Origin of the sequence: Streptomonospora mangrovi, assembly GCF_027604915.1 — a bacterium.
GTDB lineage: Bacteria > Actinomycetota > Actinomycetes > Streptosporangiales > Streptosporangiaceae > Streptomonospora > Streptomonospora mangrovi.
Genome location: NZ_JAJAQC010000011.1, coordinates 1 through 26154, shown reverse-complemented (window position 1 = coordinate 26154; position 26154 = coordinate 1). Strand labels below are relative to the sequence as shown.

The 26154-nt window shown below is 76.1% G+C and carries 21 protein-coding genes; 8 read left to right on the top strand and 13 right to left on the bottom strand.

What is annotated here, in order from left to right:
- Nucleotides 1-233: 233 nt before the first annotated feature.
- The 3 genes from LG943_RS08930 to LG943_RS08920 all read right to left on the bottom strand — a co-directional run bounded on the left by LG943_RS08930 (nt 234) and on the right by LG943_RS08920 (nt 2334).
- Nucleotides 234-656, bottom strand: coding sequence for a YciI family protein (locus LG943_RS08930; RefSeq protein ID WP_270071748.1), 423 nt, complete (start codon nt 654-656; stop codon nt 234-236).
- Nucleotides 657-836: 180 nt separating this feature from the next.
- Entirely contained in the window at nt 837-1568 is a 732-nt protein-coding gene (locus tag LG943_RS08925) for a hypothetical protein (RefSeq protein WP_270071747.1), read from the bottom strand.
- A gap of 172 nt (nt 1569-1740) precedes the next feature.
- Nucleotides 1741-2334 carry a sugar O-acetyltransferase gene (locus tag LG943_RS08920; protein WP_270071746.1) on the bottom strand — a complete coding sequence of 198 codons (594 nt, stop codon included), beginning with the start codon at nt 2332-2334 and terminating at the stop codon, nt 1741-1743.
- 183 nt (nt 2335-2517) lie between these two features.
- Here LG943_RS08920 and LG943_RS08915 point away from each other — a divergent pair, with 183 nt between their 5' ends.
- Nucleotides 2518-3132, top strand: coding sequence for a hypothetical protein (locus LG943_RS08915; RefSeq protein WP_270071745.1), 615 nt, complete (start codon nt 2518-2520; stop codon nt 3130-3132).
- Here the strand turns inward: LG943_RS08915 and LG943_RS08910 are convergent.
- Nucleotides 3075-4430, bottom strand: coding sequence for an aminotransferase-like domain-containing protein (locus tag LG943_RS08910; RefSeq protein ID WP_270071744.1), 1356 nt, complete (start codon nt 4428-4430; stop codon nt 3075-3077). The two genes, LG943_RS08915 and LG943_RS08910, sit on opposite strands and share 58 nt — an antisense overlap.
- Before the next feature lie 94 nt (nt 4431-4524).
- Between LG943_RS08910 and LG943_RS08905 the strand changes: the two genes are divergently transcribed.
- Both LG943_RS08905 and LG943_RS08900 read left to right on the top strand, forming a co-directional pair.
- Nucleotides 4525-4893, top strand: coding sequence for a cupin domain-containing protein (locus tag LG943_RS08905; protein WP_270071743.1), 369 nt, complete (start codon nt 4525-4527; stop codon nt 4891-4893).
- A gap of 202 nt (nt 4894-5095) precedes the next feature.
- A complete protein-coding gene (locus LG943_RS08900; RefSeq protein ID WP_270071742.1) occupies nt 5096-5347 on the top strand; it encodes a DUF6243 family protein in 252 nt (83 codons plus the stop codon).
- A gap of 156 nt (nt 5348-5503) precedes the next feature.
- On the opposite strand, the gene LG943_RS08895 is transcribed toward LG943_RS08900, so the two are convergent.
- Genes LG943_RS08895 through LG943_RS08885 form a run of 3 tightly spaced genes read right to left on the bottom strand, consistent with a single transcriptional unit; the run spans nt 5504 to nt 8739 of the window.
- Nucleotides 5504-7048: a tripartite tricarboxylate transporter permease gene (locus tag LG943_RS08895; RefSeq protein ID WP_270071741.1), complete on the bottom strand. Its 1545-nt coding sequence runs from the start codon at nt 7046-7048 to the stop codon at nt 5504-5506.
- 3 nt (nt 7049-7051) lie between these two features.
- On the bottom strand, nt 7052-7753 hold the full coding sequence (locus LG943_RS08890) for a tripartite tricarboxylate transporter TctB family protein (RefSeq protein WP_270071740.1): 702 nt from the start codon (nt 7751-7753) through the stop codon (nt 7052-7054).
- A complete protein-coding gene (locus LG943_RS08885; RefSeq protein ID WP_270071739.1) occupies nt 7750-8739 on the bottom strand; it encodes a Bug family tripartite tricarboxylate transporter substrate binding protein in 990 nt (329 codons plus the stop codon). Before LG943_RS08885 ends, LG943_RS08890 begins: the two co-directional genes overlap by 4 nt.
- A gap of 338 nt (nt 8740-9077) precedes the next feature.
- On the opposite strand from LG943_RS08885, the gene acnA reads away from it, so the two are divergent.
- Nucleotides 9078-11888: an aconitate hydratase AcnA gene (gene acnA / locus LG943_RS08880; RefSeq protein ID WP_270071738.1), complete on the top strand. Its 2811-nt coding sequence runs from the start codon at nt 9078-9080 to the stop codon at nt 11886-11888.
- Nucleotides 11889-11953: 65 nt separating this feature from the next.
- Here the strand turns inward: acnA and LG943_RS08875 are convergent, their stop codons facing one another.
- Nucleotides 11954-12919, bottom strand: coding sequence for a GntR family transcriptional regulator (locus LG943_RS08875; protein WP_270071737.1), 966 nt, complete (start codon nt 12917-12919; stop codon nt 11954-11956).
- Between the two features lie 161 nt (nt 12920-13080).
- Nucleotides 13081-14058, bottom strand: a complete 978-nt coding sequence (locus tag LG943_RS08870; protein ID WP_270071736.1) for an ABC transporter substrate-binding protein — start codon at nt 14056-14058, stop codon at nt 13081-13083.
- 197 nt (nt 14059-14255) lie between these two features.
- On the opposite strand from LG943_RS08870, the gene LG943_RS08865 reads away from it, so the two are divergent.
- Together LG943_RS08865 and LG943_RS08860 are read left to right on the top strand one after the other, a co-directional pair.
- A complete protein-coding gene (locus tag LG943_RS08865; RefSeq protein WP_270071735.1) occupies nt 14256-15770 on the top strand; it encodes an MFS transporter in 1515 nt (504 codons plus the stop codon).
- 32 nt (nt 15771-15802) lie between these two features.
- Nucleotides 15803-16381, top strand: coding sequence for a TetR/AcrR family transcriptional regulator (locus tag LG943_RS08860; RefSeq protein ID WP_270071734.1), 579 nt, complete (start codon nt 15803-15805; stop codon nt 16379-16381).
- A gap of 22 nt (nt 16382-16403) precedes the next feature.
- Here the strand turns inward: LG943_RS08860 and sigJ are convergent, their stop codons facing one another.
- Complete coding sequence (gene sigJ / locus LG943_RS08855) at nt 16404-17294, bottom strand: RNA polymerase sigma factor SigJ (RefSeq protein ID WP_270071733.1); 891 nt, start codon at nt 17292-17294, stop codon at nt 16404-16406.
- A gap of 104 nt (nt 17295-17398) precedes the next feature.
- On the opposite strand from sigJ, the gene LG943_RS08850 reads away from it, so the two are divergent.
- On the top strand, nt 17399-18712 hold the full coding sequence (locus tag LG943_RS08850) for an FAD-binding oxidoreductase (protein WP_270071732.1): 1314 nt from the start codon (nt 17399-17401) through the stop codon (nt 18710-18712).
- A gap of 82 nt (nt 18713-18794) precedes the next feature.
- Here the strand turns inward: LG943_RS08850 and LG943_RS08845 are convergent, their stop codons facing one another.
- A complete protein-coding gene (locus LG943_RS08845; RefSeq protein ID WP_270071731.1) occupies nt 18795-22076 on the bottom strand; it encodes an amidohydrolase family protein in 3282 nt (1093 codons plus the stop codon).
- Nucleotides 22077-22399: 323 nt separating this feature from the next.
- Nucleotides 22400-23215, bottom strand: coding sequence for an SAM-dependent methyltransferase (locus LG943_RS08840; protein ID WP_270071730.1), 816 nt, complete (start codon nt 23213-23215; stop codon nt 22400-22402).
- 409 nt (nt 23216-23624) lie between these two features.
- Between LG943_RS08840 and LG943_RS08835 the strand changes: the two genes are divergently transcribed.
- Complete coding sequence (locus LG943_RS08835; RefSeq protein WP_270071729.1) at nt 23625-24326, top strand: carbonic anhydrase; 702 nt, start codon at nt 23625-23627, stop codon at nt 24324-24326.
- Nucleotides 24327-24380: 54 nt separating this feature from the next.
- On the opposite strand, the gene LG943_RS08830 is transcribed toward LG943_RS08835, so the two are convergent.
- The gene (locus LG943_RS08830) at nt 24381-25901 is read right to left on the bottom strand and encodes an aldehyde dehydrogenase family protein (protein WP_270071728.1); all 1521 of its coding nucleotides are present in this window, start codon (nt 25899-25901) and stop codon (nt 24381-24383) included.
- Between the last annotated feature and the right edge of the window lie 253 nt (nt 25902-26154).

Genomic DNA, 26154 nt, shown 5'->3' with positions numbered 1-26154 from the left:
CGGCGCGCCCTCGCGGCGCCCCCCCGCCCCGCGGGGGCGGGGCCCGGCGTCGCTCACCGCGCCCACATCCGCTCCCCCGGTCCCGCGGACGGCGGCACCGCCGCCGTCCGCGCCTGGCTCCGCACCGCCGTCCGCACCGCGCTCCGCACCCTGCTCCACGCCGCCGTCCGCTCCGCGGTCCGCACTGCCGTCCGCACTGAGGGCTCCGCTCCGTTCTGGTCCCGGTCGCCTGGTCACTCGGTGCCGAGGTCCTTGCGCCAGCCCTTCTCCTTCTCCACGTACTCGTTGCCGGAGAACTCCTCGAAGTCGCTCTCGTCGGTCACGCGGCGGACCTCGATCTTGGCCCCGGCGCCGAGGGGGGCGCGCTTGGCCCACTCCACGGCCTCCTCCTTGCCCGCCACCTGGATGATCCAGAAGCCGTTGAACAGTTCGTGGATCTCGCCGTAGGGGCCGTCGGTGACGATGGGCTCCTCACCCGAGAAGTCCACGACCGCGCCCTCCTCGGCGTCGCTCAGGCCCTCGCCCGACAGCAGGACCCCCGCCTTCATCATCGACTCGTTGTAGGCGCCCATCGCGTTGATGATCTCCTCGAACGGGACGTCCTTGGCGGCGTCGGCGGCGGTGGCGTCGGCGCGCATGATGAGCATGTACTTCATGGTCGTTCTCCTTCGTGCGGGCCGTGCGGCCCTGGTGTCCGGCGCCGTGTTCGGCGCCTCTGACTAAGACGTCGAACGGGACGACCCCCGATCGACACAGTGGTGGATTTTTTTCTCAGGAATTTCGCGCGGAGGCCGCGCGGGCGGCGCCAGCGCGGACTGCGACGCCGTGACCTGCGGTTATCCCCTGCCCCTGTTCCCGCCGCCCTCGACCCGCCTCTCGACCAGCGGCCGCAGCCCCTCCACCACGTCGGCGTTGCGCGGCGGCACGAGCCAGGTGCGCGGGCCCTCGGTGTGGGTGATGCCGGACGGGCAGTACTCGGTGTCGAGGTAGCCGGTGCCGGCGCCCTCCACCTTCGACGGGTCGCTGCGCAGCGGGAAGGAGCCGACGGTGCGGCCGGTGGCGGCCTCCCGCACGACCACGGTCATGCGGACGGCGGAGATCGCGAACGTGCCGTCCTCCGTCTGGTAGGAGCAGTGCGCCAGCGGCTCCTCGACCTCGTCGTAGTACACGCAGGCCACCAGCCGCACCTGGGAGCGGTCCTCCTCCCCGTCCCCGTTCTCCGGCGGCCGCCACTGCGCGGGCAGGTCGTAGGCGCGCCACGGCGGGTCGTCGCCCACGGCCATCTCGGCGTCCAGCGGCGCGCCGTCGCGCGTGCGCGGCGCGAAGTCCATGGTGTCGACCACGGTGGTCGGGTGGGGCGGGTCGCCGGCGTAGTCGGGGCTGTCCGGGTCGTAGGGGCGCGGACGCGCGGCGGGCTCGCCGGGGGCCGGGGCGACCGGGCAGGCGGCGCTCGGGCCGCCGGGTCGGTCGTCGCCGCCCCACCGGGGCGCGCTGACGGCCAGCGCGACCACCAGGCCGGCTCCGGCCGCCACGGCGGCGGCCCACACCGCCGGGTGCCGCGCCGTCACCACCATGCCCTCGCCGCCGAACCGGTCACCGCCGCCGTCTCCGTCCCTCGCCGTGCCCCCGATCCTCCCGGTGCCCGCCGGCTGCCGGCAAGGGGTGGGCGGGGCGGAGGGCGCGTCTGGCCGCGCTCCGGCCGTGTCCGGGCCGGGGCCGGACACGGCCGCCCGCAGCGCCCTACTCCCCCTCGTGCAGGGCGCGGACCGGGCGGGCCGGGTTGCCCAGGGCCACGACGCCGGCCGGGACGTCCCTGGTGACGACCGCCCCGGCGCCGATGACGCTGTCGTCGCCGACGGCCACACCGGGCAGCACGATGGCGCCGCCGCCGATCCACACGTTGTCGCCGATCGTGATGGGCCGGGCGGCCTCCAGCTTGTCGCGCCGGGGCCGCGGCTCCAGCGGATGCGTGGGGGTGAGGAGCTGGACGTTGGGGCCGATCTGGCAGTCCGCGCCGATGGTGATCGCGGCGACGTCCAGCGCGGTCAGGTTGTAGTTGACGAAGGTGCGCGCGCCGATGGCGATGTTGCTCCCGTAGTCGACGTGCAGCGGGGGCCGCACGTGCGCCCCCTCGCCCACCGATCCCAGCAGCTCCCGCAGGAGCGCCTGCGCGGCCTCGGCGTCCTCGACGAACGCGGCCTGGAACCGCGCGGCCAGCCGCACCGCGCGCTGCTGGCGCCGGGCGATCTCGGGGTCGTCGGCGATGTAGAGGTCGCCGGCGAGCATCCGCTCCAGGTTCGTCCGGGGGTCGTCTGCGAAGTAGTCCGTCGCCATGCCGACGACCGTACAGTCCGCCCGCGCGCCCGCGCCTTCCCCGCCACCCGCCCGCCCGGCCGCTCCGCGCCCCTCCCCCGACCGGGGCGCGGATTCCCCCGCGCGGGTGAGGACCACCGGCCGGGCCGGTTGCCACCGTTGACGCGGGCCGGGAACCGGGCCCGGGAGAAAGGGAGATCACCGATGTCGACACCGACCGCCGCCTCCGCGGACCGCATCCGGGCCGCGTGGCGGGCCGCCCACGAGCCGGTGCCGGGCGCCCCCCGCTGGGCGCGCCGCGCCGCCTACGCCGTTCCGCTCGTCGTGCTGCCGGCCACCCTGTGGCGGCTCCCGCTGGTCTTCTCCGAGGAGGCCGGTCCCGGTGAGGCGGCCTACGTCGTGCTGCTGTCAGTGGTGTCGGAGCTGCTGGCGTTCACCGCCGTCGGGATGGTCGCCGGGTGGGGCGAGCGGTTCCCGCGCTGGGTCCCGTGGCTGCGCGGCCGCCGGGTGCCGACGCCCGTGGCCGTCTTCCCGGCCTCCGTCGGCGCCGTGCTCCTGACGGCTTTGTGGACCTGGATCTTCGCCGCCCACTTCGCGGGGCTGACCCTGCGCGGCGATCCGATCCCCGCCGACTACCCCACCCAGGCCGGCGGCTGGCAGGCCGCAGTGTTTTACGCCTGCTACCTCCCGCTCCTCCTGTGGGGTCCGCTGCTCGCCGCCGTCACCTGGGCCTACTGGCGGCGCCGGCGCCTGTCTTCGCCTCACACCGCCAGCGCCCGCGACGGCGGCGGGCCGGGCTCGGTGTCCCCCGCGCCGTAGGCGGTCCAGGCGCGGGCCAGGCGCTCGGCCGCCGTCGTGAGCGTGGCTTGGTCGGCCAGGAAGTGGACGCGGACGAACTCCCGGCTGCCGCCGGAGGCGTCCAGGCCGCTGCCCGGCAGGACGGCGACACCGTGGCGCAGGGCCGCCTGGGCGAAGGAGTCGCCGTCGCCGTGCGGGAGGCGGACCCACAGGGTCTGGCCGCCGGGGACCGGCGGTGCCTCCCAGTGCGGCAGCCGGCGCGCCAGTTCGGTGCGCAGGTGGTCGTGGCGGGCGCGGCGCTCGGCCGCGACCTTTCCGCACAGCTCCGCCACGTGCGGCAGCAGTTCGGCGGCGGCGAGTTGCGCGGCGACGTTGCCGCCGAGGTCGTGGACGGCGCGCAGCCGGCCCAGCCGGTCGATGACCGGGCGCGCCGCGCGGATCCAGCCCACGCGCAGGCCGCCCCACACGCTCTTGCTCAGGGAGCCCACCGACACCACCGTCTCGCCGTAGGCGGCCAGCGGCGGGGGCGTCTCCTGCCCGGGGAAGGCGAGGTCGGCCGGCACCTCGTCGTCGACCAGCGGCACGCCGGCCGCGCCCGCCGCGGCCGCCAGCCGGCGGCGCACCAGCGCCGGCAGTACCGCGCCGGTGGGGTTGTGGTGGGTGGCGGTGACGTAGGCGAGGTCGGGGCGGCGGCCCCGGTCGCGCACCGCGCCCTCGAAGCCGTCCAGGCCCACGGGCAGCGTCCGCACGTAGGCGGCCTGCTCGCGGAACGCCTCCAGCGCTCCGGGGTAGGTGGGCGCTTCGACCAGCGCCGTGCCGCCGGGGCCGACGAACGCGCGGGCCAGCAGCGACAGCGCCTGCTGGCCGCCGTTGGTGACGAGCACCTGGTCGGGCTCGGTGGGCACGCCGCGCCGCGTGTAGTGCTCGGCCACCGCGCGGCGCAGCCGGGCGTGGCCCAGGGGGTGGTAGCCGATGTCGCCGGTGATGTCCTCCAGCCGGGCCAGCGCCCGCCGGTAGGCCGCCAGCAGGGCGGGCGGCGGCGCGTCGGGAGCGGCGCACGCCAGCAGGACCACGTCGTCTTCGCGCGGTTCCAGCAGGTGCAGGAAGACCGGCGCGCCGGTGCTCTCGCGGGGGCCGGGGCGCGGCGGCCCGGCCACCCGGGTGCCGCTGCCCTGCCGGCGCAGGATGCGGCCCTCCAGGCGCAGTTCCTCGTAGGCGGCGACGACGGTGCCGCGCGCCACCGTGAGGGCGGCGGCCAGGGCGCGGCCGGCCGACCAGCGGCCCAGGCGGTCGGCCAGCGCGGCCGGGTCCATCGACATGAGCGCGCTCTTTCGGGGGGATTGGTTCGTTCGGTGGACCAATTGTGGCGCATTGGCCCTGTGCGGCGAACGCTCCGGCGGCCAGGATCGTGCCATGACCGCAGCACACGACACCACAGCACACGACGCACCGCGCCCAGGCGGCGCGGTCTCGATCCCCCGGGCCGCCGCGGACCTGCCGGGGCCCTTCCAGCAGCGCACCCTGGCGGCGGTCAACGACACCACGGTCCTGCGCCTCGCCCGTCTGGAGGGCGCGTTCCCCTGGCACCACCACGACGAGGACGAACTGTTCCTCTGCTGGGACGGCGCCTTCCGCATCGAACTGGCCGACCGCGCGCCGGTCGCGCTGGGCCCCGGCGACCTGTTCGTCGTGCCCCGGGGCGTCCGCCACCGCCCGGTGGCCGACGAGCCCGCGCACGTCGTCCTGGTGGAGCACCCGGACACCCGGCAGTACGGCGTCTGAGGGACGGCGGGGCTCGGCGGGGCGCCCGGGAGCGGCTCCCGCGCGCCCGGCGCCCGAAAAAGCGGATGCCGAGTGCTTTCGGCGCGCGCTACCGTTATCTGTCGCGCCCTGCACGCCCAGCGCCTTCACAAACGAAAGCTTGGCGGGCCGCACACACCCCCCGACCAAGTCCCCGCACCACCGCCGAGCAAGGGAGAATCCCGTGGCCAGACGCCATAACAGCCTTCTGGGCATCGGAGGGCAGCGCAAGCACATGTCCGCCGAGCAGTCCGGTTCCGCCGCCGGCCGCGCCGGGGGCCGCCCCACGGCCGCCGCGCAGAAGGAGGAACTGCTGCGCAAGATGCGCGAGCGCGCCCAGGCCGACCGCGCGTCCGCCGACTCCGCCGACACCGACTCCGAGGACGGCGCGGACGGCGGGGCCGAGCGCCCCGCCGACGACGACACCCGCGGCTGACCGCCGTGCGGTGCGGACGGCGCCGACCGTCGCCCGCACCGCACGTCACCGCCGTCCCCACCGCCCGCGCCCGCGCGGCCCGCACCGGCCGCGCGGGCGCGTTGCCGTTCGCCCGGCGCCCGCGCGACGCCCGGGTCTTTCGGTGTCAGCTCGGTGTCAGCCCCGCCCGCTCGGCGCCGCCTCCTCGGCCGCCCGCCCGGTCGGCCGCGCCCTCCGGCGGTCGCGGACCCGCTTGGCCACCAGCCCGACCGCCACCGCCAGGATCACGGCGTAGATCCCGACCGCGATCCCGCTGTCCACCAGGATCGCCAGGTCGCCCTGGCTCGCCGCCATCGCCCGCCGCAACTCCCCCTCGGCCAGCGGCCCCAGGATGACGCCGATCAGCACGGGCGCCACGGGGATCCCGTAGCGGCGCATCAGCAGCCCCAGCGCGCCCACCGCGTACAGCAGCCCCACCTCGAACACCGACCCCTTGCCCGCGTAGACCCCGACCGTGGCGAAGACGACCAGGCCCGCGTACAGGTGCCGGCGGGGCAGCCGCAGCAGGCGCGCCCACAGCGGCGCGAAGGGCAGGTTGATCACCAGCAGCAGGACCGTGCCCACGAACATGCTGGCCAACAGCGCCCACACCAGGTCGCCCTCGCTCTCGAACAGCAGCGGGCCGGGCTGCATCCCGTACTGCTGGAACGCCGCGAGCATGACCGCGGCGGTCGCCGAGGTGGGCAGGCCCAGCCCCAGCAGCGGGATCATGGCGGTGGCGGTGGTGGCGTTGTTGGCCGCCTCGGGGCCCGCCACACCCTCGATCGCCCCCCGGCCGAACTCGCTGCGGCCGCGCCGCCGCGCCAGGGCCTTCTCCGCGCCGTAGGACAGGAACGTGGGGATCTCGGCGCCGCCGGCGGGCACGACCCCGAAGGGCAGCCCCAGCGCGGTGCCGCGCAGCCACGGCCCCCACGAGCGGCGCCAGTCGGCGCGGCTGAGCCACGGCGTGCCGCTGTCCAGGGCGCGGGCCGGCGCGTCGCCGCCGGGGCGGAACGCGCTGTGCAGCACCTCGCCCACGGCCAGCAGGCCCACGGTGACCACGACGATGTCCACGCCGTCGAGGAGCTGGGGGATGCCCAGGGTCATCCGCACCGCGCCGCTCTGGTCGTCGATCCCCACGACGCTGAGGGCGATCCCCATGCCCAGTGCCGCGATCCCCCGGGCGGGCGAGGAGGTGACCACGGCGGCCGTGGAGACGAAGGCGAGCATGGCCAGCGCGAAGTACTCCGCCGGGCCGAACCCCAGCGCGAAGGCCACCATGCGCTGGGCGAAGAACGCGACCACGGTGGTGGCGATGATCCCGCCGACGAACGACCCGATGACCGAGGCGGCCAGCGCCTGGGCGGCGCGCCCGCGCAGCGCCATGGCGTGGCCCTCGAACGCGGTGACGATGGAGGAACTCTGCCCGGGGGTGTTGAGCAGGATCGAGGTCGTGGCGCCGCCGAACTGCCCGCCGTAGTAGATGCCGGCGAACATGATGAACGCGGCGGTGGGCTCCAGCAGGAAGGTGAGCGGCAGCAGCAGGGCCACCGCCATGGAGGACCCCAGGCCGGGCAGGACGCCCACGGCCGTGCCGAGCACCACCCCGGCCAGGCACCACAGCAGGTTCACGGGGGTGAGGGCGTCGGCGAAGCCGCCCATCAGCAGCGAGAGCGCGTCCATGGGTCACAGGACCTTTCCGAGGAGGCCGGCGGGCAGCGGCACGTCGAGCAGGCCGGAGAACAGAAGCTGCACGGTGCCCGACAGCGCGGCGGCCACGCACAGGTCCAGCAGCGGGCGGCGGCGGTCCAGCGCGAAGCTCGTCCCCCAGAACAGCAGGGTGCCGGCGACCAGCCAGCCCAGCGGTTCCAGCAGCAGGAGGTGGGCGGTGAACGTGGCGGCCATGGTGCCCAGCGCGCGCCAGTCGCTGCGGACGGGCGCGGCGCCGGGCGCGGCATTGCCGCCGGCGGGCGCAGTGGCATCGGCGGCACTTGGGCCGTCGTGGGCAGGTGCCGCCCCGTCCGGGGCGGCGGCCGGGCCGCCCTCGGACGCGGGCGGCGCGGGCGGGGCGTCCGGTGCGGCGGCCCGGGCGCCCGGGCGCAGCGCCCACGCGGCCGAGGCCAGCGCCGTGGCCAGCAGCAGCGCGCCCACGGCCAGCGGGAAGAACCGCGGCCCGAGGAAGCCCGCGGCCGCGGGCACCTCCATCAGCGCCCCGCCCGCCAGGCAGCACACCGTGATCGCGGCCGTGAGCGCGGGGACGGCCAGTGCGGCGCGCCGTCCGCCCGCGCGGGCCGGAGCCGGCGCCGCCTCGGGGGCGGCGGTGGCCGCCGGCGCGGCCTCGGGAGCGGCCTCGGGCGCCCCGGTCGGCCGGGGTTCCGCTGTGGTCATGACAGTCCCAATCCCTCGATGATCCCGGTGAGTCGCCGGTCCTCCTCGGCGAGGAAGTCGGTGAAGTCGGCGCCGGTCAGCAGCGCGTCCCGCCACCCGAACCGCTGGAGGGCCGACCGCCACTGCGGTGTCTCCACCAGGTCGGCGACCAGGGCGTCCAGCCGCCGGCGCGCCCGCCGGTCCAGGCCCGGCGGCGCCGCCAGGCCCCGCCAGTTGGCGAGGTCGAGGTCGATCCCGCCCTCGCGCACGGTGGGGATGTCCACGCCGGGCAGCCGCTCCGCCGAGGAGACGGCCAGCGCCCGGACCTGCCCCGCCTCGATCTGGGCGGCGAAGCCGTTGAGGCTGGAGACCGCGACGTCGGCGGTGTGCGACAGCAGCGCGGTCAGCACCTCGCCGTCGCCGGAGTAGACGATGTAGTTGAGGTCGGCGGGGTCGGCGCCCAGGCCGTGCAGCGCCATGGCGGCGAGCAGGTGGTCGGCGGTGCCCACCGCGCCGCCGGCCACTGCGGTCTCGCGGGGCCGCGCCCGCCACCTCCGGGCCAGTTCCGCCATCGAGCCGATCGGGGAGTCGGCGCGCACGGCCACCACCACGTAGTCCTCGGCGAGCTTGGCCAGCGGGGTGATGTCGGCGAGCGTGGTCGCCGACCCGGTGATGCGGATCCCGCCCAGGATCGAGGTGCCCATGACCATCAGCAGGTCGGCGCGTCCGGCCTGCTGGGCGACGTGGGACAGCCCCACGGTGCCGCCGCCTCCGGGCAGGTTGAGGACCTCCACGGTGCGGGCCAGGCCGTTCTCGCGCAGGGCGTGCTGGGCCTGGCGGGCGACGGTGTCGAACCCGCCGCCGGCGGCGGCCGGCACCACCACCTCGACTCGGGAGCCGGTGCGGTCGCGTCCGGCCTCGCTGCCGCGGACCTCCAGCAGGCCGCCGCCGAGCGCGGCGGCGCCGATCACTCCGGCGAGCATCTCGCGGCGGCTTGGGGCGGGCATCCTCATCGCTCTCCCGGGGGTCGGTGCGCGCGGGCGGCGCGGTGGGTGGGGAGGGCGCCCCACGGGGGCGCGGACGCACCGTGGCCTGGGTCGCGGTGCGCTGTGACGGGAGCCATATTGTATGAAAACGCCTTTAAGTGCAATCCCTGTTCAGGACATCCACCCGCCACACCCAGCCGGAGGCACCCCAGCCCCGCCGTTCGACAAAGGTGGACCGGGACCGATCGCGGCACGGACGGGAGACGCCCGCAGCCCAACGGAACCCGGACGGGGCAAAGGATTGTACTTATCTGCGATATGGAACAATTACAGCCATGCCGAGCCACACTGGGGGGACGATGACCGGTCCGAACGAGGCGCGAGCGGAGACGTCGGCGCTGGACATCGGCGGGAGCCGCTACCGCTACGTCCCGCTGGAGCACCTGCTGACCCGGCGCGAACTGGCGGCCGTCCCCTACTCCGTACGCGTCCTGCTGGAGAACGTCGCCCGCCGGGCGCCCGAGGCCCTGCCCGACGTGGTGGGCCGGATCCGCTCGGGCACCGGGGACTGCGAGGTCCCCTTCCACCCCAACCGGATCATGCTGCACGACACCACGTGCCTGCCCACGCTCGCTGACTTCGCCGCGCTGCGCGACATGGTGGCCGAACTGGGCGGCGACCCCGCCGCCGTCAACCCGGTGATCGACGCCGACCTCACCGTGGACCACTCGGTGATCGCCGAGGCCCACGGCTCCGCCGCCGCCCTGGAGCGCAACCTGCGCGTCGACTTCGAGCGCAACGGCGAGCGCTACCGGTTCATCAAGTGGGCCGAGCGCAGCCTGCGCGGGTTCCGGGTGGTGCCCCCGGGCAAGGGGATCATCCACCAGGTCAACATGGAGACCCTGGCCCGCGTGGTCTGGCGCGACTCCGCGCAGGCCCCGCCCCTGCTGCACCCCGACGCGCTCGTGGCCACCGACAGCCACACCCCGATGATCAACGCCATCGGCGTGCTGGGCTGGGGGGTGGGCGGCCTCCAGGCGCAGGCCGCCCTGCTGGGCGAACCGGTGCTGTTCGGCTTCCCCGAGGTGGTGGGGGTGCACGTGAGCGGGCGGCTGCGCGAAGGGGTCACCGCCACCGACCTCGCGCTCACGCTGACCGAGGTGCTGCGCGGCACCGGGGTGGTCGACGCGTTCGTGGAGTTCTTCGGCGCCGGGGTCGACGCGCTGTCGCTGGCCGACCGTGCGGCCGTGGCCAACATGGCGCCCGAGTACGGCGCCACCTGCACCTTCTTCGCCTACGACGACGAGGTCGCCGACTACCTGCGGCTGACCGGGCGCGACGCGGAGCACCGCGCGGTGGTCGACGCCTACCTGGCTACCCAGGGCCTCAAGCGCACGCCCGCGAGCCCGGTGCCCGACTACGACCGGATCGTCGAACTCGACCTGGCCGGGGTGGAGCCCTCCCTGGCCGGGCCGCACCGCCCCGACCAGCGCCTGGCCGTGTCCCAGGTGCCGCGCTCCTACCGCGCCGCCGTCGCCGGACCCGGGGGCACCGGTTCCTCCGCCCCCGCCGAGCCCGGGTCCGGCCCGGCGGACGCACCCGCCCCCGGACCGGCACCCGCCCCCGCGTCCTCACCCGCGCCCGACCCTGTCTTCGGCGTGCCCGTGCCCGAGGGCGCGGTGGCCATCGCCGCCATCACCAGTTGCACCAACACCGCCAACCCCGCGCTGATGATCCAGGCGGGGCTGCTCGCGCGGCGGGCGCGCGAGCGCGGGCTGGCGGCCCGGCCCTGGGTCAAGGCGTCGCTGTCGCCGGGCTCGCGGGTGGTGACGCGCTACCTGGAGGCCGCCGGCCTGCTGGAGCCGCTGGCCGAGACCGGGTTCCACACGGTCGGGTTCGGCTGCATGACCTGCATCGGCAACTCCGGTCCGCTCCAGCCGCGCATGGCCGAACTGGTGGAGGCCGGCGCGCGGCCCGTGGCGGTGCTGTCGGGCAACCGCAACTTCCCCGGCCGGGTCAATCCGAGCGTGTCGCTGGCCTACCTGGCCTCGCCGCCGCTGGTGGTGGCCTACGCGCTGGCGGGCACGGTCCTGTGCGACCTCGCCGCCGACCCGCTGGGGCTGGACCCGCAGGGCCGACCCGTCTACCTACGCGACCTGTGGCCCGGCGACCGCGAGGTCGCGAAGCTGGCGGCCTCGGTGCTGACCCCCGAGATGTTCCAGGAGAACAGCGCCGCCATCCGCGAGGGCACCGCCCAGTGGCGCAAGCTGAGCGCGGAGGGCACCACGCGCTTCCCGTGGGACCCGGAGTCCGCCTACGTCCGGCGCCCGCCCTACCTCACCGGGGTGGACCCCCGCCCGCCGCGCCGACTGGACGTCGCCGACGCCCGGGTGCTGCTGTGGCTGGGCGACGACATCACCACCGACCACATCTCGCCGGCCGGCGCGATCCCGCCCGACAGCCCGGCCGGGCGCCACCTCGTCGCCGCCGGCACCCCGCCGCGCCACCTCAACCAGTACTCCACGCGGCGCAGCAACCACGAGGTGATGCTGCAAGGCGCCTTCACCAACCCGGCGGTGGCCAACCTGCTGCTGCCGCCCGAGGCGCGCGGCGGCGGGGGCCGCGCCTACACCGCCGACCGCACCCGGGTGGAGCCGGTGTACGCCGCCGCGCGGACCTACCGCGAGGCCGGGCTGGAGCTGGTGGTCGTGGCCGGGCGCAACTACGGCGCCGGCTCCAGCCGCGACTGGGCGGCCAAGGCCCAGGCGCTGCTGGGGGTGCGCGCGGTGGTGGCCGAGAGCTTCGAGCGGATCCACCGGGCCAACCTCATCGGCATGGGCGTGTTCCCACTGGAGTTCCCGCCGGGGCGCGGCGCCGGCGACCTCGGGCTGACCGGGGAGGAGGCGCTGTCGATCACGGGGCTTGCGGATCCGCGGCCGGGCACGGCCACCGCCGTGCTGCGGGTGCGCCGCGCGGACGGCTCGGTGGCGGAGACGCCGCTGCGGCTGCGGATCGACTCCCGCCACGAGGCCGCCTACCTGCGCCACGGCGGGACCATGCCCTATGTGGTGCGCCGCTTCCTGCCCGAGGCGCCCGAGGCGGGCGGGGCGGAAAAGGGGGGAGGGGCGGCCGGGGAGCCGGCCGGGCGGGGCGCGCCGGCCCGGGGCTGAGCCCCGCCGCCCACGGGTGCGGCTGTACGGGGGCGGCGGCCCGGCGGCGGGCCGCCGCACCGCTCCTAGGGCTCCATAACCGGCGGCGGAGGCTCCGGACCGATCCCGGTCTTCAGCCAGCGCACCCGGTCCAGGTGGGCGCGCAGCAGCTCGGCCGCCGCCTCGCGCTCGCCGCGCTCCAGCAGCTCCAGCAGGCGCAGGTGCTCGCGGGCCTGGCCGACCAGCCGCGAGCGGTCGAACTGGTGGCGGTACTCGATCAGCCGGCGCACCCGGTTCTGCCGGCGCAGCGCGTCCAGCAGGAAGGCGTTGTTGGAGCAGCCCACCACCATCTCGTGGAACTCCGCGCCGGTGCGGAACAGCTCGGTGCGCGGGGAGGTGAGGATGCGCCCGCGCAGCAGCGCCTCCTGGCGGGCGCGGTGCTCGGCGAACGCGCCGGTGTCCACGGCGAACCCGGGCTCCAGCAGCGCCGCCGGCTCCACGATCATCCGGAACCGGTAGCTCTGGTCGTGGCCCTCGGCGGTGGAGAGCACCTGCTGGAACTCCCAGCCGCGCCCCGGGCGGCGCCGCACCAGGTCCTCGCCCTCCAGGCGGGTCACCAGGCGCTGGGCCTGGCGGGCGGTGAACCCGTAGCGGCGGGCGAGGTCGGCGGCGGTGAACTCGGGGCCGAACCGCCCGCTGAGCTGGTCGTCGACGAACCGGAAGTAGCCCGCCTCCTCGGCCTCGGCGGCGGCGTCGAGGTCGACCTGCCCCAGCTCGGCGGCGGGCCGGCGCAGGAAGAACCCGCGGTTGGGGATCCGCTCCACGATGCCCAACTCGGCCAGGAACAGCAGGGCCTTGCGGGCAGGCGAGCGCGACACCCCCAGTTCGTCGGCGACCCACTGCTCGGTGACGTGGGCGCCCTCGGCGAGGTCGTGGCGCAGCGCCAGGTCCACGACCCGCATCGCCAGCGCCGTCGCCACCGGGGCGCGGGGCGCCCCGCGCCCCCCACCGGCTCCTTCGCCCACCCGCACCCGCTCCTCACGGCTGTGCACCCGCCCGGCCTCCTGGCGCGCCGGGGGTCCGCGCCCGGCAGCGGCCGCGATCGACGCCGACCAGCTTAGAGGCAGGGCGGGCGCAGCGGACCGGCCCGCGGCGGGCGCGGGCCGGTCATCCGCGCCGGTCCGGGCGGGCCGGGCCGGGCCGGCGCGGCGCGTCAGGCCGACGCGGCCTGCGACGCCTCCTCCAGGTGGGGGCGCATGGCGTCGAGGGCGTGCACGACCGACAGCGGGGTGGGGGTGTTGAGGCCGGCCACGGTGGGGTAGTCGAGCACGGCGACGGTGCCGGGCAGGTCGTCGAAGCCGGGGATGTCGGCGAGGTCGTCCTCGTCGCCGCCGTTGACCAGGAAGGCCACGAAGTCGGCGCGCAGCAGGTCCGAGCGCTCGGTGCTGACCTCGATGCGCGGCCGGCCGGTCTCCTGCCCCCGATCGCGCACCGGGCCGTACATCTCCATGCCCAACCGCTGGAAGAAGACGCTGGAGCCGTCCTCCTCGTCGGCGACGATGATCATGCCGTCGCCGACGATGTACTGGGCCAGCGCGAACGTCCCGCCCTCCAGTCCGGGCAGGTCGGCCGCCGCCTCGTCCACCCGCCGGTGGACGGAGTCGACCACCTCCTCGGCCGTGCCGGGGTCGTCCAGGATCTCCCCGGCGAGTTCGACCATGTCCTCCCAGGGGGTGACCTGGCGCTCGTCCAGGGTGGCGACGGTGGGGGCCATCTCCGAGAGCCGGTCGTAGGTGTTCTGGTCGGCGATCGAGTAGGTGCCCAGGATGAGGTCGGGCTCCAGCATGGCGATCTGCTCGATCGGCAGGCCGTCGTCCACGTGCAGCACCTCGGCCGACTTCGGGAGGTCCTGCCAGGGCGGCCCGCCCTCGGGCATGCCGGGGTCGAGGGTGTAGCCCACGGGGTCCACGCCCATCGCCTGGAGGATGTCGGTCCACTGGAGGTCGATGGCGACGATCCGCTGGGGGACGGCGTCGATCTCGGTGGTGCCGAACTGGTGCTCGACGCGGACCGGTTCGGCGAGGGGGCGGGACTGGTTCTCCGGTTCGGTCTCCGGGGGGCTGCACGCGGCGAGCGCCAGGGCGAGCACGGCGGCGGGGGCGGCGCGGCGGAGGAGGCGGCCAGGTTTCATAAGGTAAGGCTAGCCTTAGCGTTCCCGCCGTGCGCAACGGCGGTGATCTTGGCGTCACCGTGCGCCCGCGGCACTCCGACCACCACCGTTCCGCCCTTCCGACCCACCCACTCCCCCGACCGCGCCGTGGGCAACTAGTTGAACGAAAGTACTAGTTGTATTACCGTCCAACTAATTGCCGATCCGAGGGGGAGAACGTGGTCCAGACGCATACGGCGGCGCGCGCCGGCGCGCGGGAGTGGGCGGGGCTGGGTCTGCTGGCGCTGCCCACGGTGCTGCTCGGCGCCGACGTCACCGTGCTGTACCTGGTGGTGCCGAGCCTGGCGGCCGATCTGCGGCCCACCGCCACCGAGACGCTGTGGATCATGGACGCCTACGGGTTCCTGGTCGCCGGCCTGCTGATCACCATGGGCACCCTGGGCGACCGGATCGGCCGCCGCCGGCTGCTGATGATCGGCGCCGCCGCGTTCGCGCTGGTGTCGGTGGCGGCGGCGTTCGCGCCGACCGCGCCGCTGCTGATCGCGGCCCGCGCGCTGCTGGGCGTGGCCGGGGCAACCCTGATGCCCTCCACCCTGGCCCTGGTCAGCACGATGTTCCCCGACGCGCGGGAGCGGGCGCTGGCCATCGGCGTGTGGGCCACGTCCTTCGCCCTGGGCATGGCCGCCGGCCCGGTGCTGGGCGGCGCGCTGCTGGCGCACTTCTGGTGGGGCTCGGCGTTCCTGGTCGCCGTGCCGGTGGCCGCGGTGGTGCTGATCGCGGGGCCGGTGCTGCTGCCTGAGTACCGGGCGCCCGCGCGGGGCCGGTTCGACCTGCCCAGTGTGGCGCTGTCGGTGGCCGCGATCGTCTCGCTCGTCTACGCCGTCAAGCACGCCGCCGCCGAGGGCCCCGACACCGCCGCCGGGGCGGCCGCGGTCGCCGGGACGGTGCTGGGCGCGGTGTTCGTCCGCCGCCAACTGCGGCTGGCCGATCCGCTGCTGGACATGACGCTGTTTCGCGGCGGCGCCTTCACCGGCTCGCTGGTCGTCCTGCTGGTGGGGCTCACCGGTGTGGGCGGGGTGATGTTCCTGGTGACCCAGTACCTGCAACTGGTCGAGGGGCTGTCGGCCGCGGCCGCCGGGGTGCGGCTGGCACCGCCCGCCCTGGCGATGCTGGCCGCCGCCATCGGCGCGCCCCTGGCCGCCCGGCGCGTGCGCCCCGGCACCGTGATGGCCGCCTCGCTGCTGGCGGCCGTCGCCGGCTACGGGCTGCTGGCCACCGCCGACCCCGGTGAGCGCGCCGCGGTGGTCACCGGGTTCGCCCTGGTCTACCTGGGCCTGGGGGCGGTCGCGGCGCTGGGCACCGACCTGGTCGTCGGCGCGGCGCCGGGCGAGAAGGCGGGGTCGGCGGCGGCGATGTCGGAGACCGTGCAGGAGTTGGGGCTGGCGGTGGGGGTGGCGGTGCTGGGCAGCCTCGCCACGGCGGTGTACCGGGCGGCCGCGGCGGTGCCGGCGGGTGCGCCCGCCGGCGCGGCCGAGCGCGCCGGCGACAGCCTGTCGGGGGCGCTGGCGGTGTCCGACCGCCTGCCGGCCGAGGCGGTGGTCCAGGCGCAGGCGGCGTTCACCGCCGGCCTCAACGCCGCCGCCGGCGCCGCCGGAGCGGCCACGGTCGTGGCCGCCGTGCTGTGCGCTGTCACGCTGCGCCGGGTCGGCCCCGCCGCCGGCTCCCCGCCGTGAGGAGCCGCTAGCCTGGGCGGCGAGGAGGGACCATGGGTGAAGACGCGCCCGTCACCGACGGCCGCCGCCTGCGGGGCCTGCGCCGCCGCGCGGAGATCATCGAGGCCACCCTGCGGGTGGTGCGCCGCGACGGCGCGGCCGGGGTCACCCACCGCACCGTCGCCCGCGAGGCCGGCATCCCCACCAGCCTGACCACCTACTACTTCGCCACCCTGGACGACCTCCTCGTGGCCGCGCTGTCCAGCGTCGCCGACACCTACACCGCGCGGATCCGCGCCATCGCCGACGCCGGGGGCGACATCCTGCGCGGCCTGGCGGAGCTGATCGCGGAGTCGGCGGGGCCGGGCCGCGAGCGCGCGCTCGCCGAGCGCGAACTGTCCACACTGGCGGCGCGCCGCCCGGCGCTGCGGCCGGTGGCCCGGCGCTGGCGGGACAACGTCGCCGAACTCGCCCGCGCCCGCAGCGCCGACCCCGACGCGGTGGCCGCGCTGGTCGCCGCGGCCGACGGCCTGTGCGCCGGCGTGCTGCTCGACCCCGACTCCGCCGACGTCGAGCGCATCCGCGCCGTGCTCGGCCGCGCGCTGGCCGCCGACACCGCCCCCGCGCCCTGACCCGGAGGCGGCACCGGGGCGCTCAGACCTCCAGCGCCGACAGGTCCAGCCGGGCCAGGCGCTCGGGGTCGGCCAGCGCGTCGATGCGGGTGATGCGGTCGTCCACCACGGTGTAGGCCATCAGCGAGAACAGCTTCCCCTCCTCGGTGCGGGTGAGCATGCCGACCCGGCCGTCCACCAGGACCATGCGCACCAGTTCGGCCGGCCGGGCGTGGAGCGCGGCCTGGCGGGCCACCTGCTCGGCGCCGCGCACCGTCGACGCGGCCGCGCCCGGCCGCAGCGTGCCCCAGTCGATCCGCGTGGTGGCGTCGGGGTGCAGCAGGTCCACCAGGGCCGCGAGGTCGCCGCCGCGCGCGGCGGCCAGGAACGCCTCGACCACCTGGCGCTGCCGGGTGAGGTCGGGGTCGGGCGCGGGCGCGGCCCCGCGCACGCGGCGGCGGGCGCGGCTGGCCAGTTGCCGCGCGGCGGCGGGCGTGCGCTCCACGATCGGCGCGATCTCGTCGAAGGGCACCCCGAACAGGTCGTGCAGGACGAACGCCAGGCGTTCGGCGGGTGGCAGGGTGTCCAGCACCACCAGCAGGGCCACGCCCACGGAGTCGGCCATCAGCGCCTGGTGCTCGGGGTCCTGGGGGGTGTCCAGCGGCGCGAGGACGGGGTCGGGGAAGTCGTCCCCCGCGAGGTCCTCGCGGCGGGCGCTGCGCGAGCGGAGCATGTCCAGGCACACGCGGCCCACGACGGTGGTCAGCCACCCGCCCAGGTTGTCGATCTCGGCGGACTCCGCGCGGTTCAGCCGCAGCCACGTCTCCTGCACGGCGTCCTCGGCCTCGGCCCGCGAGCCGAGTATCCGGTAGGCCACCGCCCCCAGCCGCTCGCGGTGCTCCTGGAACCGGTCCGCCAGCAGAAAACTTTCCATCACCGGTCACATCTCCTCTCCGGGGTCCGTCATAGGGGTGACGGACCGAATGGGGCGGGTGGGACCGGCCCCTGATGACATAGGCACAGATTCGGGGATTTTTCGTGAACGCTGCTGTGGAGAACCTTCGCACACAGGTGCGCGGCCGGGTCCTGCTGCCCGGCGACAACGGCTTCGCCGAGGCCCGCGCCCCGTGGAACCGGGCGGTGGAGCAGCCCGTGGCAGCGGTGGTGGAGGTCGCCGACGCCGACGACGCCGCCGCGGCGGTGCGCCACGCCCGCGCCGCCGGCCTGACGGTGACCGCCCAGCCCAACGGGCACGGCGCCTCCGGCAACACCGCCGGCGTGGTGCTGCTGCGCACCGCGGCGCTGGACGAGCTGGCGGTCGACCCCGCCGCCCGCACCGCGCGGGTGGGGGCGGGCGTGTCCTGGGGCCGGGTGCAGGCCGAAGCCGGCCCGCACGGGCTGACGGGCATGGCGGGCAGCGCGCCGGGGGTCAGCGTGGTCGGCTACACGCTGGGCGGCGGGCTGAGCTGGTTCGGCCGGTCCCACGGGTGGGCGGCCGACAGCGTGACCGCCTTCGAGGTGGTCGACGCCGAGGGCGAGCGCGGCCGGGTGACCGCCGCCTCCGACCCCGACCTGTTCTGGGCGCTGCGCGGCGGCGGGGGCGACTTCGCGCTGGTCACGGCGGTGGAGTTCGACCTGCACCCGGCTCCGGAACTGTACGGCGGGCGGGTGCTGTTCCCCGGCGCGCTGGCCGCGCGGGCGTTCGAGGCGTACCGCGCCGTCACCGCCGGCGCGCCGGAGTCGCTGACGACGTGGTTCACCCGGCTGCACCCGCCCGGCGGCGACCCGCTGGTGGCGGTGGACGTCGCGCTGCTGGGCGGCGAGGCCGAGGCCAAGGAGCTGCTGCGCCCGCTGGAGGAGGTCGGCACCGCGATCGCCGACACCCGCCGGCTGCTGTCCCCCGCCGAACTGGGCTCGATCACGTCCGACCCCACCGACCCCTCCCCCGGGTTCAGCCGCGCCCGCACCCTGACCGGCCTCGACGGCCCGGCCGCCGCCGTGCTGGCCGAGGAGGACACCGCGCCGCTGCTGCTGGCGCAGGTGCGCCACGTCGGCGGGGCGCTGGCCCGCCCGTCGGACTCCGCCGCCGGGGCGCTGGCCGAGCCCTACCTGGTGTACGCGTTCGGCCTGCCCCTGTCGCCCGAGCTGGCGGCGGGCCTGCGGGAGCGCTGCGCGCGGCTGTGGGAGTCCCTGGGCGAGCGGGTCAGCCCGCGCCGCCCCTACAGCCTGCTGGCGCCGGGCGAGTCGGCGGCCGACGCCTTCACCCCCGAGGCGGTGGCGCGGCTGCGCGAGGTCAAGCGCGCCCGCGACCCCCGCGGCGTCTTCCGCGCCAACTTCCCGGTGCTGGACTGACATCCATAGGAGCATCCCGTCCGGCCCCCGGCGCCCGCTCCGCTGCGCGGAGCGGGCGCCGGGCGGCGCGGGCGCGGGGCCCTCAGCAGCGGTGGGGCGCGGTGCGCTCGGACTCCCCGTGCCACCAGGGGGCGTCGCCGCCGGCGCCCGCCGAGGGCAGCGGGTCGCCGCGCCGGGTCTCGGGGGGCGCGGAGCGGGTCTGGGGGCGGGTGGCGTCCTCGGCGAAGGGCTTCATCAAGTCCTCGACGCGGTGCACCACGCCGTTGACGACCGCCATGCGGACCGCGGCGGCGGCCGTGATGTCCGCCAGCGGGTCGCCCTCGACCACGGCGAGGTCGGCCAGCCGACCGGGTTCGACCGCGCCGAGGTCGCGGCCCAGGCCCAGCCAGCGGGCGGTGGTGGAGGTGGTGACCGTCAGCGCCGCGCGCGGGGTGAACCCGTGGGCGACCATGGCGCGCAGGTTCAGGTGCAGGCTGACCGCCATGTTGTCCAGCGGGGCGTCGGTGCCGCCGATGATGAGGCCGCCGTTGTCGTGGACGGCGCGCAGCGTGTCGACGTTGTCGGGCAGCGCCGCGCGCGCCCGCCGGGCGTCGGGGCCGCCGGCGGCGGCGTCGTCGGCCTTGGTCTCCAGTGCCCGGTACTCCCAGGCGGGGAACAGGCGGCGGGTGCGCTCGTCCTCGACCAGGGAGCGGTCCTCGGCGTAGAGCGCGGAGGCGTTGAACAGCGTGGGGGTGATGGCCAGCCCCGAGGCCGCGAACATCGCCCGGACGTCGCCGTAGGCGCGGCCGAGCTGGCTGGCGGTGTGGGAGTAGCCCAGCCGGTTGGTGGCGCCCATGTGCTCCATGCCGTCCATGCCCAGGTGGGCCGCCGGGTAGAGGTAGTGGGAGGTCAGCGGCAGGCCGGCGCGGTGGGCGCGGTCCACGGCGGTGCGCTGGAGGCGCACCGGCAGCCGCACGTAGGTCTTGATCAGGTCGTAGTCCAGCTCGAAGGCGCGCTCCAGCTCGCGCTCCAGGCCCTCCTCGTCGTGGGTGGGGCGCATGAAGTTGTAGTAGATCCGGGTGCCGTCGACGGCCTCGCCGGTGGCCAGGTAGCGGGGGCCGACGATTTTGCCGGAGTCCAGCGCCTCGCGGGTCTCCAGCATCTGGTAGACGGGGTCGCCGGGCGAGCGGGTGGTGGTGACGCCGTAGGCCAGCCAGAGCGGCCCCTGGCGGGCTCCCCAGTGCCGACCGCGCAGGTGCCAGTGGTTGTGGGCGTCGATGAGGCCGGGCATCACGGTGAGGTCGGTGGCGTCCACGACGCGGGCGCCGCCGTCGCCCCGGCGGCGCGGGCGCACGTCGGTGATGCGGTTGCGGTCGATGACGATGTCCACGTCGTGGCGCAGCCGGTCCGACGTTCCGTCCCACACCGCGCCGGCGCGCACCAGGGTGCGGCCCGAGGGGCGGGCGCGGCGCCGGCGCAGGGGCACGGCGACCCCGGCGGACCGCCCGCCGTCGCGGTCCACGGTGCGCAGCCGGCCGCTGCTCAGGTAGAGCAGGGTCTGGGAGTCGCCGCTCCAGCTCGGGGCGTCGGTGGGCTCGGTGGTCAACTGCCGGGGCTCGGTGCGGAAGCGGCCGTCGGCGTCGACCTCGACGGTCCACAGCACGCTCTCCATGACGAACGCCATGTGGCGGCCGTCGGGCGACCAGACCGGGCCGTCGTCGCCGCGCGTGGACAGCGACCGGTAGGGCGCGGGCTCGGTGTAGCGGGTGGCGCCGGTCTCCAGGTCGACGGTGAGGATCTGGCTGGTGCCCTCGCGGAAGCGGCGCGAGCGGGGACGGACCGCCGCCAGGGCGAGCACGCGGCCGTCGGGCGACCAGGTGGGGCGGCCCGGCTGGAACAGGGCGGGCAGGACCTGGCGGGTGGTGTTGTCGGCGACGTCGTAGACCCAGGTGGCGCCGTCCTGGTCCTGGTAGGCGATGCGGGTGCCGTCGGGCGACCACCGGGGGGTGACCTGGGCGCCGTCGAGGTGGGTGAGCCGGGTGGTGTCACCGGACTCCAGGTCGTAGCGCCACAGGGCGGGGGCGCCGGAGCGGTCGCCGGAGTAGACCAGGCTGGTGCCCTCAGGATGCCAGTCGGGGTCGGAGTTGAAGTAGCCGTCGTCCACGACGGCGCGCGGCTTGCGGCCGATCGGCATGATCCACAGCGCGCCCATGGCGCGGAAGGCCACGCGGGAGGCGTCGGGCGAGAGGACCGGGCCGGCGATCCCCCGCACGGGGTGCTCGCGGTGGTCGTCCACGTCGCGGCGGGCGGGGCGGGGGCGGCGGCGCAGGTAGGGGACGGTGGCGCGGAAGTCGACGTCGGTGGCGCCCCCGCCCAGGGTGCGGCGGCGGACGGCGCCGTCGGCGGTGTAGAGCAGCCGGTCCTCGCCGGTCCAGGTGACGGTGCCGACGAAGACGTCCTCGTCGCCGCTGACGGGTTCGCCGTCGACCACCAGGCGGCTGGTGTCGGCGTGGAAGCGCACGTGGGCGAGCCGGCCGCCGGGTCCCGGCGCCGGGGAGTACACGGTGGTGTGGTCGGCGGCGGGGACCAGTTCCTCGCTGTTGCCGTCGAGGTCGGTGGCGCGGATGGCGGCGCGGTCGACGGTGTAGACGATCCGCTCGCCGTCGGGGGTCCAGGCGGGCTCGCCGGCGTCGGTGGTGTCGCCGGGGATCCGGGTCAGCTCCTCGGAGGCGATGTCGTAGACCCAGATGTCGTAGCCGTCCTCGCGGTCGCTGGCCAGGGCGATGCGGGTGCCGTCGGGCGAGAACGCGGGTTCGCGGTGGTCGTGGGGGCCCTCGGTGATGCGGCGCGGCTTACCGTCGGGCAGGTCGAGCAGGTAGAGGTGGTAGTTGCCGTCGCGGTAGGCCTGGAAGACGAGCCGGGAGGAGTCGGGGCTGAAGCGGGGGCGAGTGGCGTCGACGAGGTCGCCGGTGAGGCGGCGGGCGGTGCCGCCGGCGGCGGGAACCAGCCAGATGGCGGTGTAGAGGTCGAAGGCGATCCATTTCCCGTCGGGCGAGGGCGCGGCGGAGATGTTGGTGCCCTGGGTGACGGTGACCTCGCCGCCGGTGGCGGAGTCCGCGTCCTGGGTGTCGTCGGCGGCGGCGGGCGCTCCGGGGGCCAGCAGCCACGCGGCGCCGCCGGCGAGGGACGCCTTGCCGCCGGTCTCGAACAGGTCGCGCCGGGTGAGGGCACCGCCGGGCGCGTCGGGACCGCCGGGCGCGGGGGGCGGCGCGGAGGCGGTGAGGGGGGAGCCGGCGGCGGGGGCGGATTCGCCGGGAAGGGCGGGGGCGCCGGGGGTGTCGGAGTCGGATGAGGCGGGGGGCTGGGACGGGCGGGGATGCGCCATACGGCCTCGCTCAGTAGGCGGAGAGTACCGGGCGGACTACCGCCCGGAACACCGACCGGAACTTTGTATACCGTCGGACCTGTAGGGCGCAAGGAGGTGTGGAGGGGACACACGAGCCGCGCCGCATCCCATGCGACCCGCGCGCCCACCGCTGAGGCGCAGAGCGGGGAGGGCGCGGCCGACCGGGCCGGAGGGTGCGGCTCGCGCAGGCGGCCGGTCGCGGGAGGCCGGCCGGGCCGGGGCACTCCCCGGCCCCGTCAGAGGAGGGCCGGGAAGCGTCCCGGCCCGGCCGGGCGAAAGCCGGGCGCGGGCGGTCTACGTCGTCACGGCTTGCGGCCGACCCCGGCGAGCGAGGGCGGGTTGGCCCAGCCGGACGCGGTGGTCGGGCCGCTGGGCCGCCACTGCGGGCAGGGCACCAGGCCCGGTTCCACGACCTCCAGGCCGTCGAACAGGGCGGCGATCCACTTCGGGTCCCGGTGCCGGTAGGCCAGCGGCGCGTTCTGGTTGTACTCCTCCAGGGCCGCGAGCACCTCGGCGTCGGTGTCGGTGCCGTCCCACAGCGCGAGGTGGCTGCCGCTGGGCAGCGCGTCGACCAGGGTGCGCACGATCCCGGGCACCTTGTCGGCCTCGACGTGGCCGAGCACGCCCATGAGGATGAGCGCGATGGGCCGCTCGAAGTCGAGGCGCTCGCGGGCCATGGCGATGATCGCCTCCGGCTCGCGGATGTCGGCGTGGATGTAGTCGGTCCGGCCCTCGGGCGTGCCCACGAGCAGGGCGTGGGCGTGGGCCAGCACCAGGGGGTCGTTGTCGACGTAGACGATCTCGGCGTCGGGCGCGTGGGACTGGGCGACCTCGTGGGTGTTTTCGGCGGTGGGCATGCCGGTGCCGAGGTCGAGGAACTGCCGGACGCCGGCCTCGGCGGCGAGGTAGCCGACCGCCCGCTTGAGGAAGCCGCGCCCTTGGCGCGCGAAGGTGGCCACCTGCGGCCAGGTCTGGCGGAACTGGTCGCCGGCCTCGCGGTCGGCGGCGTAGTTGTCCTTGCCGCCCAGCCAGTAGTTCCAGACGCGGGCCGAGTGCGGCACGGAGGTGTCGATGGAGGCGGGGGCGCCGCCGGCGGCGGAGGTGTCGTTGTCGGTCATCGGGAACTTCCCAGGAAGGGGGCGGGGGGCGGGGGGCGGGGGGCGGGGCGGCGGCGGGCGTTCTCCGGCCCGGAAATCCACCACACGCCGCAAGTGTCGGCAACTCATCGTAAAAGCTCCGAACGGCTCCCGTGAACACTTCCGGCCACCATTGCCCCATCCGTCACGTGTTTTCGGTGGCCGACCGGCTACGACGCGTGCGCCCCGTGGTGGCAGGCGATCCCGCGCGCGGGAGACGTGTGGGAGAACCGAGGAGGCGCGATCAAAATTCACAATTATTACAATGTCTACCAAGTCACTATCAATGGCGCCTTCTACCGTTTTCGGGCTTACGGGAATATGTTGCTCTGCATCGCACCGCCCACCCCATCCACAACGGGCGGTCCTGATGCCGAAAGCAGGTACCCCCATGGCGATCTCCCGCCGTGGCGCACTCGCCGCGACAGCGGCCGGCGGCGCCGGATTACTCGTCGGCGGCCTCGGCGCCCTCCCCGCGTTAGCCGACGAGGCGCCCAGCACCCGCCGCCTCACCCCCGAGCAGGCGCTTGAGCGCCTCAAGACCGGCAACCACCGCTGGCGCAGCCTCCACCAGCGCCACCCCCACGAAGACCAGGCCACCCGCGACCGCCTCGTGGCCGGCCAGCACCCCTTCGCCCTCGTCGTCGGCTGCGCCGACTCCCGCGTCCCGCCCGAACTCGTCTTCGACCAGGGCCTCGGCGACATCTTCGACATCCGCTCCGCGGGCCAGGTGCTCGACGAGTCCGTGCTGGGCAGCGTCGTCTACGGCGTCGAGCACGTCCACATCCCGCTGATCGTCGTCCTGGGCCACTCCTCCTGCGGCGCGGTCACCGCCGCCGTCGACGTCCACCGGGGCGCTCCGATGCCCGAGGGCCACATCGGCTACCTCGTGGAGCACATCCTCCCCGTCGTGGAGGCCACCCCCGATACCGGCGGCGACTACGTCAAGACCTGCGTCACCGCCAACGCCCGCCACATCGCCACCGAACTCGCCGAGGACCCCGAACTCACCGAGGCCGTCCAATCCGGCACCGTCCGAATCGTCGCGGCCCGCTACGACCTGGATACCTCCCGCGTCCACTTCCTGGACTGACGAGAAAGTCCCCGGTGGCAGGGCCGCCACCGGGGACTCCGGCGCCCGCCGGGGTCAGTAGGCGGCGGGGAGGACGAGGCGGCCGTTGACGCGGCGGGGGATCAGGGGGTCGCCGTCGCGGAGTTCGGAAGGGAGGACGGACTCGGGGGCGTCCTGCCAGGTGAACGGGCGGAGGAAGCGGCGGATGGCCGTGGCGCCGACCGAGGTGTGGACGGTCGAGGTCGAGGGCCAGGGGCCGCCGTGGTTCTGGGCCCACGACACGCGCACGCCCGTGGGGAAGCCGCCGAACACCAGGCGGCCCGAGCCCGCGCGCAGCAGGGCGGTCAGGGCGGCGACCTCGGTGGGGTCCTCCTCCTCGGCGGGGCCGGTGTGCAGGGCGGCCGACAGCGAGGGCGGCAGGCGGCGCAGGGCCGCGCGTAGCTCCTCCTCCCCCGTGTAGCGGACCAGGACGGCCAGCGGGCCGAAGCACTCCTCGGCGGCCTCGGCCGTCAGGTCGGCGGCGGCCACCGTGAGCAGGCGCGGCGCCGCCCAGTAGCCCTCGGCGGGCGCGGTCTCGCCCTCGGCGAGCAGCGACATGCCCGGGAGCCCGGCCAGGCCGTCGCCGATCCGGGTGTAGGCGCCGTGCACGCGCTCGTTGAGCAGCACCGCCGCCGGCGCGGCGGCGAACCCTTCGCGCACCCGCTCGGCCAGGGCGTCGCCCTCGGCCCCCGCCGGCACGAAGACCAGGCCGGGCTTGGTGCACAACTGCCCGCCGCTGCCGGTCACCGAGGACAGGACGCCGGCCGCGATCTCCGCCGCGCGGCCCCGGGCGGCGGCCCGGGTGACCACGACCGGGTTGATGCCCGACAGCTCGCCGTAGAAGGGGATGGGTTCGGCGCGCGCGGCCGCGATGTCCATCAGCGCCCGCCCGCCGGCCGCCGAGCCGGTGAACCCGACGGCCTTGATGCGGGGGTCGGCGACCAGCGCGCCGCCCGCCTCGCGGCCGCGCACCAGGCCCAGCACGCCCTCGGGCGCGCCGGCCTGGCGGGCGGCGCCGGCCATCACGCGGAACACCAGCTCGCTGGTCGCCGGGTGCGACTCGTGCGCCTTGACGACGACGGGGCAGCCGGCGGCCAGCGCCGACACCGTGTCGCCGCCGGGCACCGAGAAGGCCAGCGGGAAGTTGCTCGCCCCGAACACCGCCACCGGGCCCAGCGGCACCAGCATGCGGCGCAGGTCGGGGCGGCCGGGGCCGTCGGCGTGGTCGACGGCGGCCTCCAGGTAGGAGCCCTCCTCCAGCACGTCGGCGAAGTGCTCGGCCTGGGCGACGGTGCGGGTCAGCTCGCCGTTGAGGCGGTCGGGCCCCAGGGCGGTCTCGCGGTCGGCGGCGGCGGTGATGCGCTCGCGGCTGTTCTCCAGGGCGGTGCCCAGGGCGCGCAGCAGCGCGGCGCGCCCGGCCCGGCCCATCTGCTCCACGCCGGGCGCGGCGCGTTCGGCCGCCCGCGCGGCGGCGGCGACCTCCTCGGGCCGCGAGGTGGCGGCCACCTCCTCGACCTGGCGGCCGGTGCGCGGATCGATGCTGGCTTCGACGGACACGGTTGGTTTCGTCCCTTCGCTTGGCTGTGGTGGTGGGGCCGCGCGCTGCGGCGGCGCGGCCGCCCGCCGTCGGTCTGGTGCGGGCCGAGCGGCCCGGACCGCCCTCAGCGGCCCCCGGACGCCGCCCGCGCCCCGGCCGCTCCCCCGGTCCCGGACGCCGCCCGGGTCCGCCGGCGCGGCGCCGCCCGGTCCCCCGTGCCGGGCAGCGCCGCGCTCCCCGGTCCGCGCCGCTCCCCCGGTGGCGGCGCGGGCC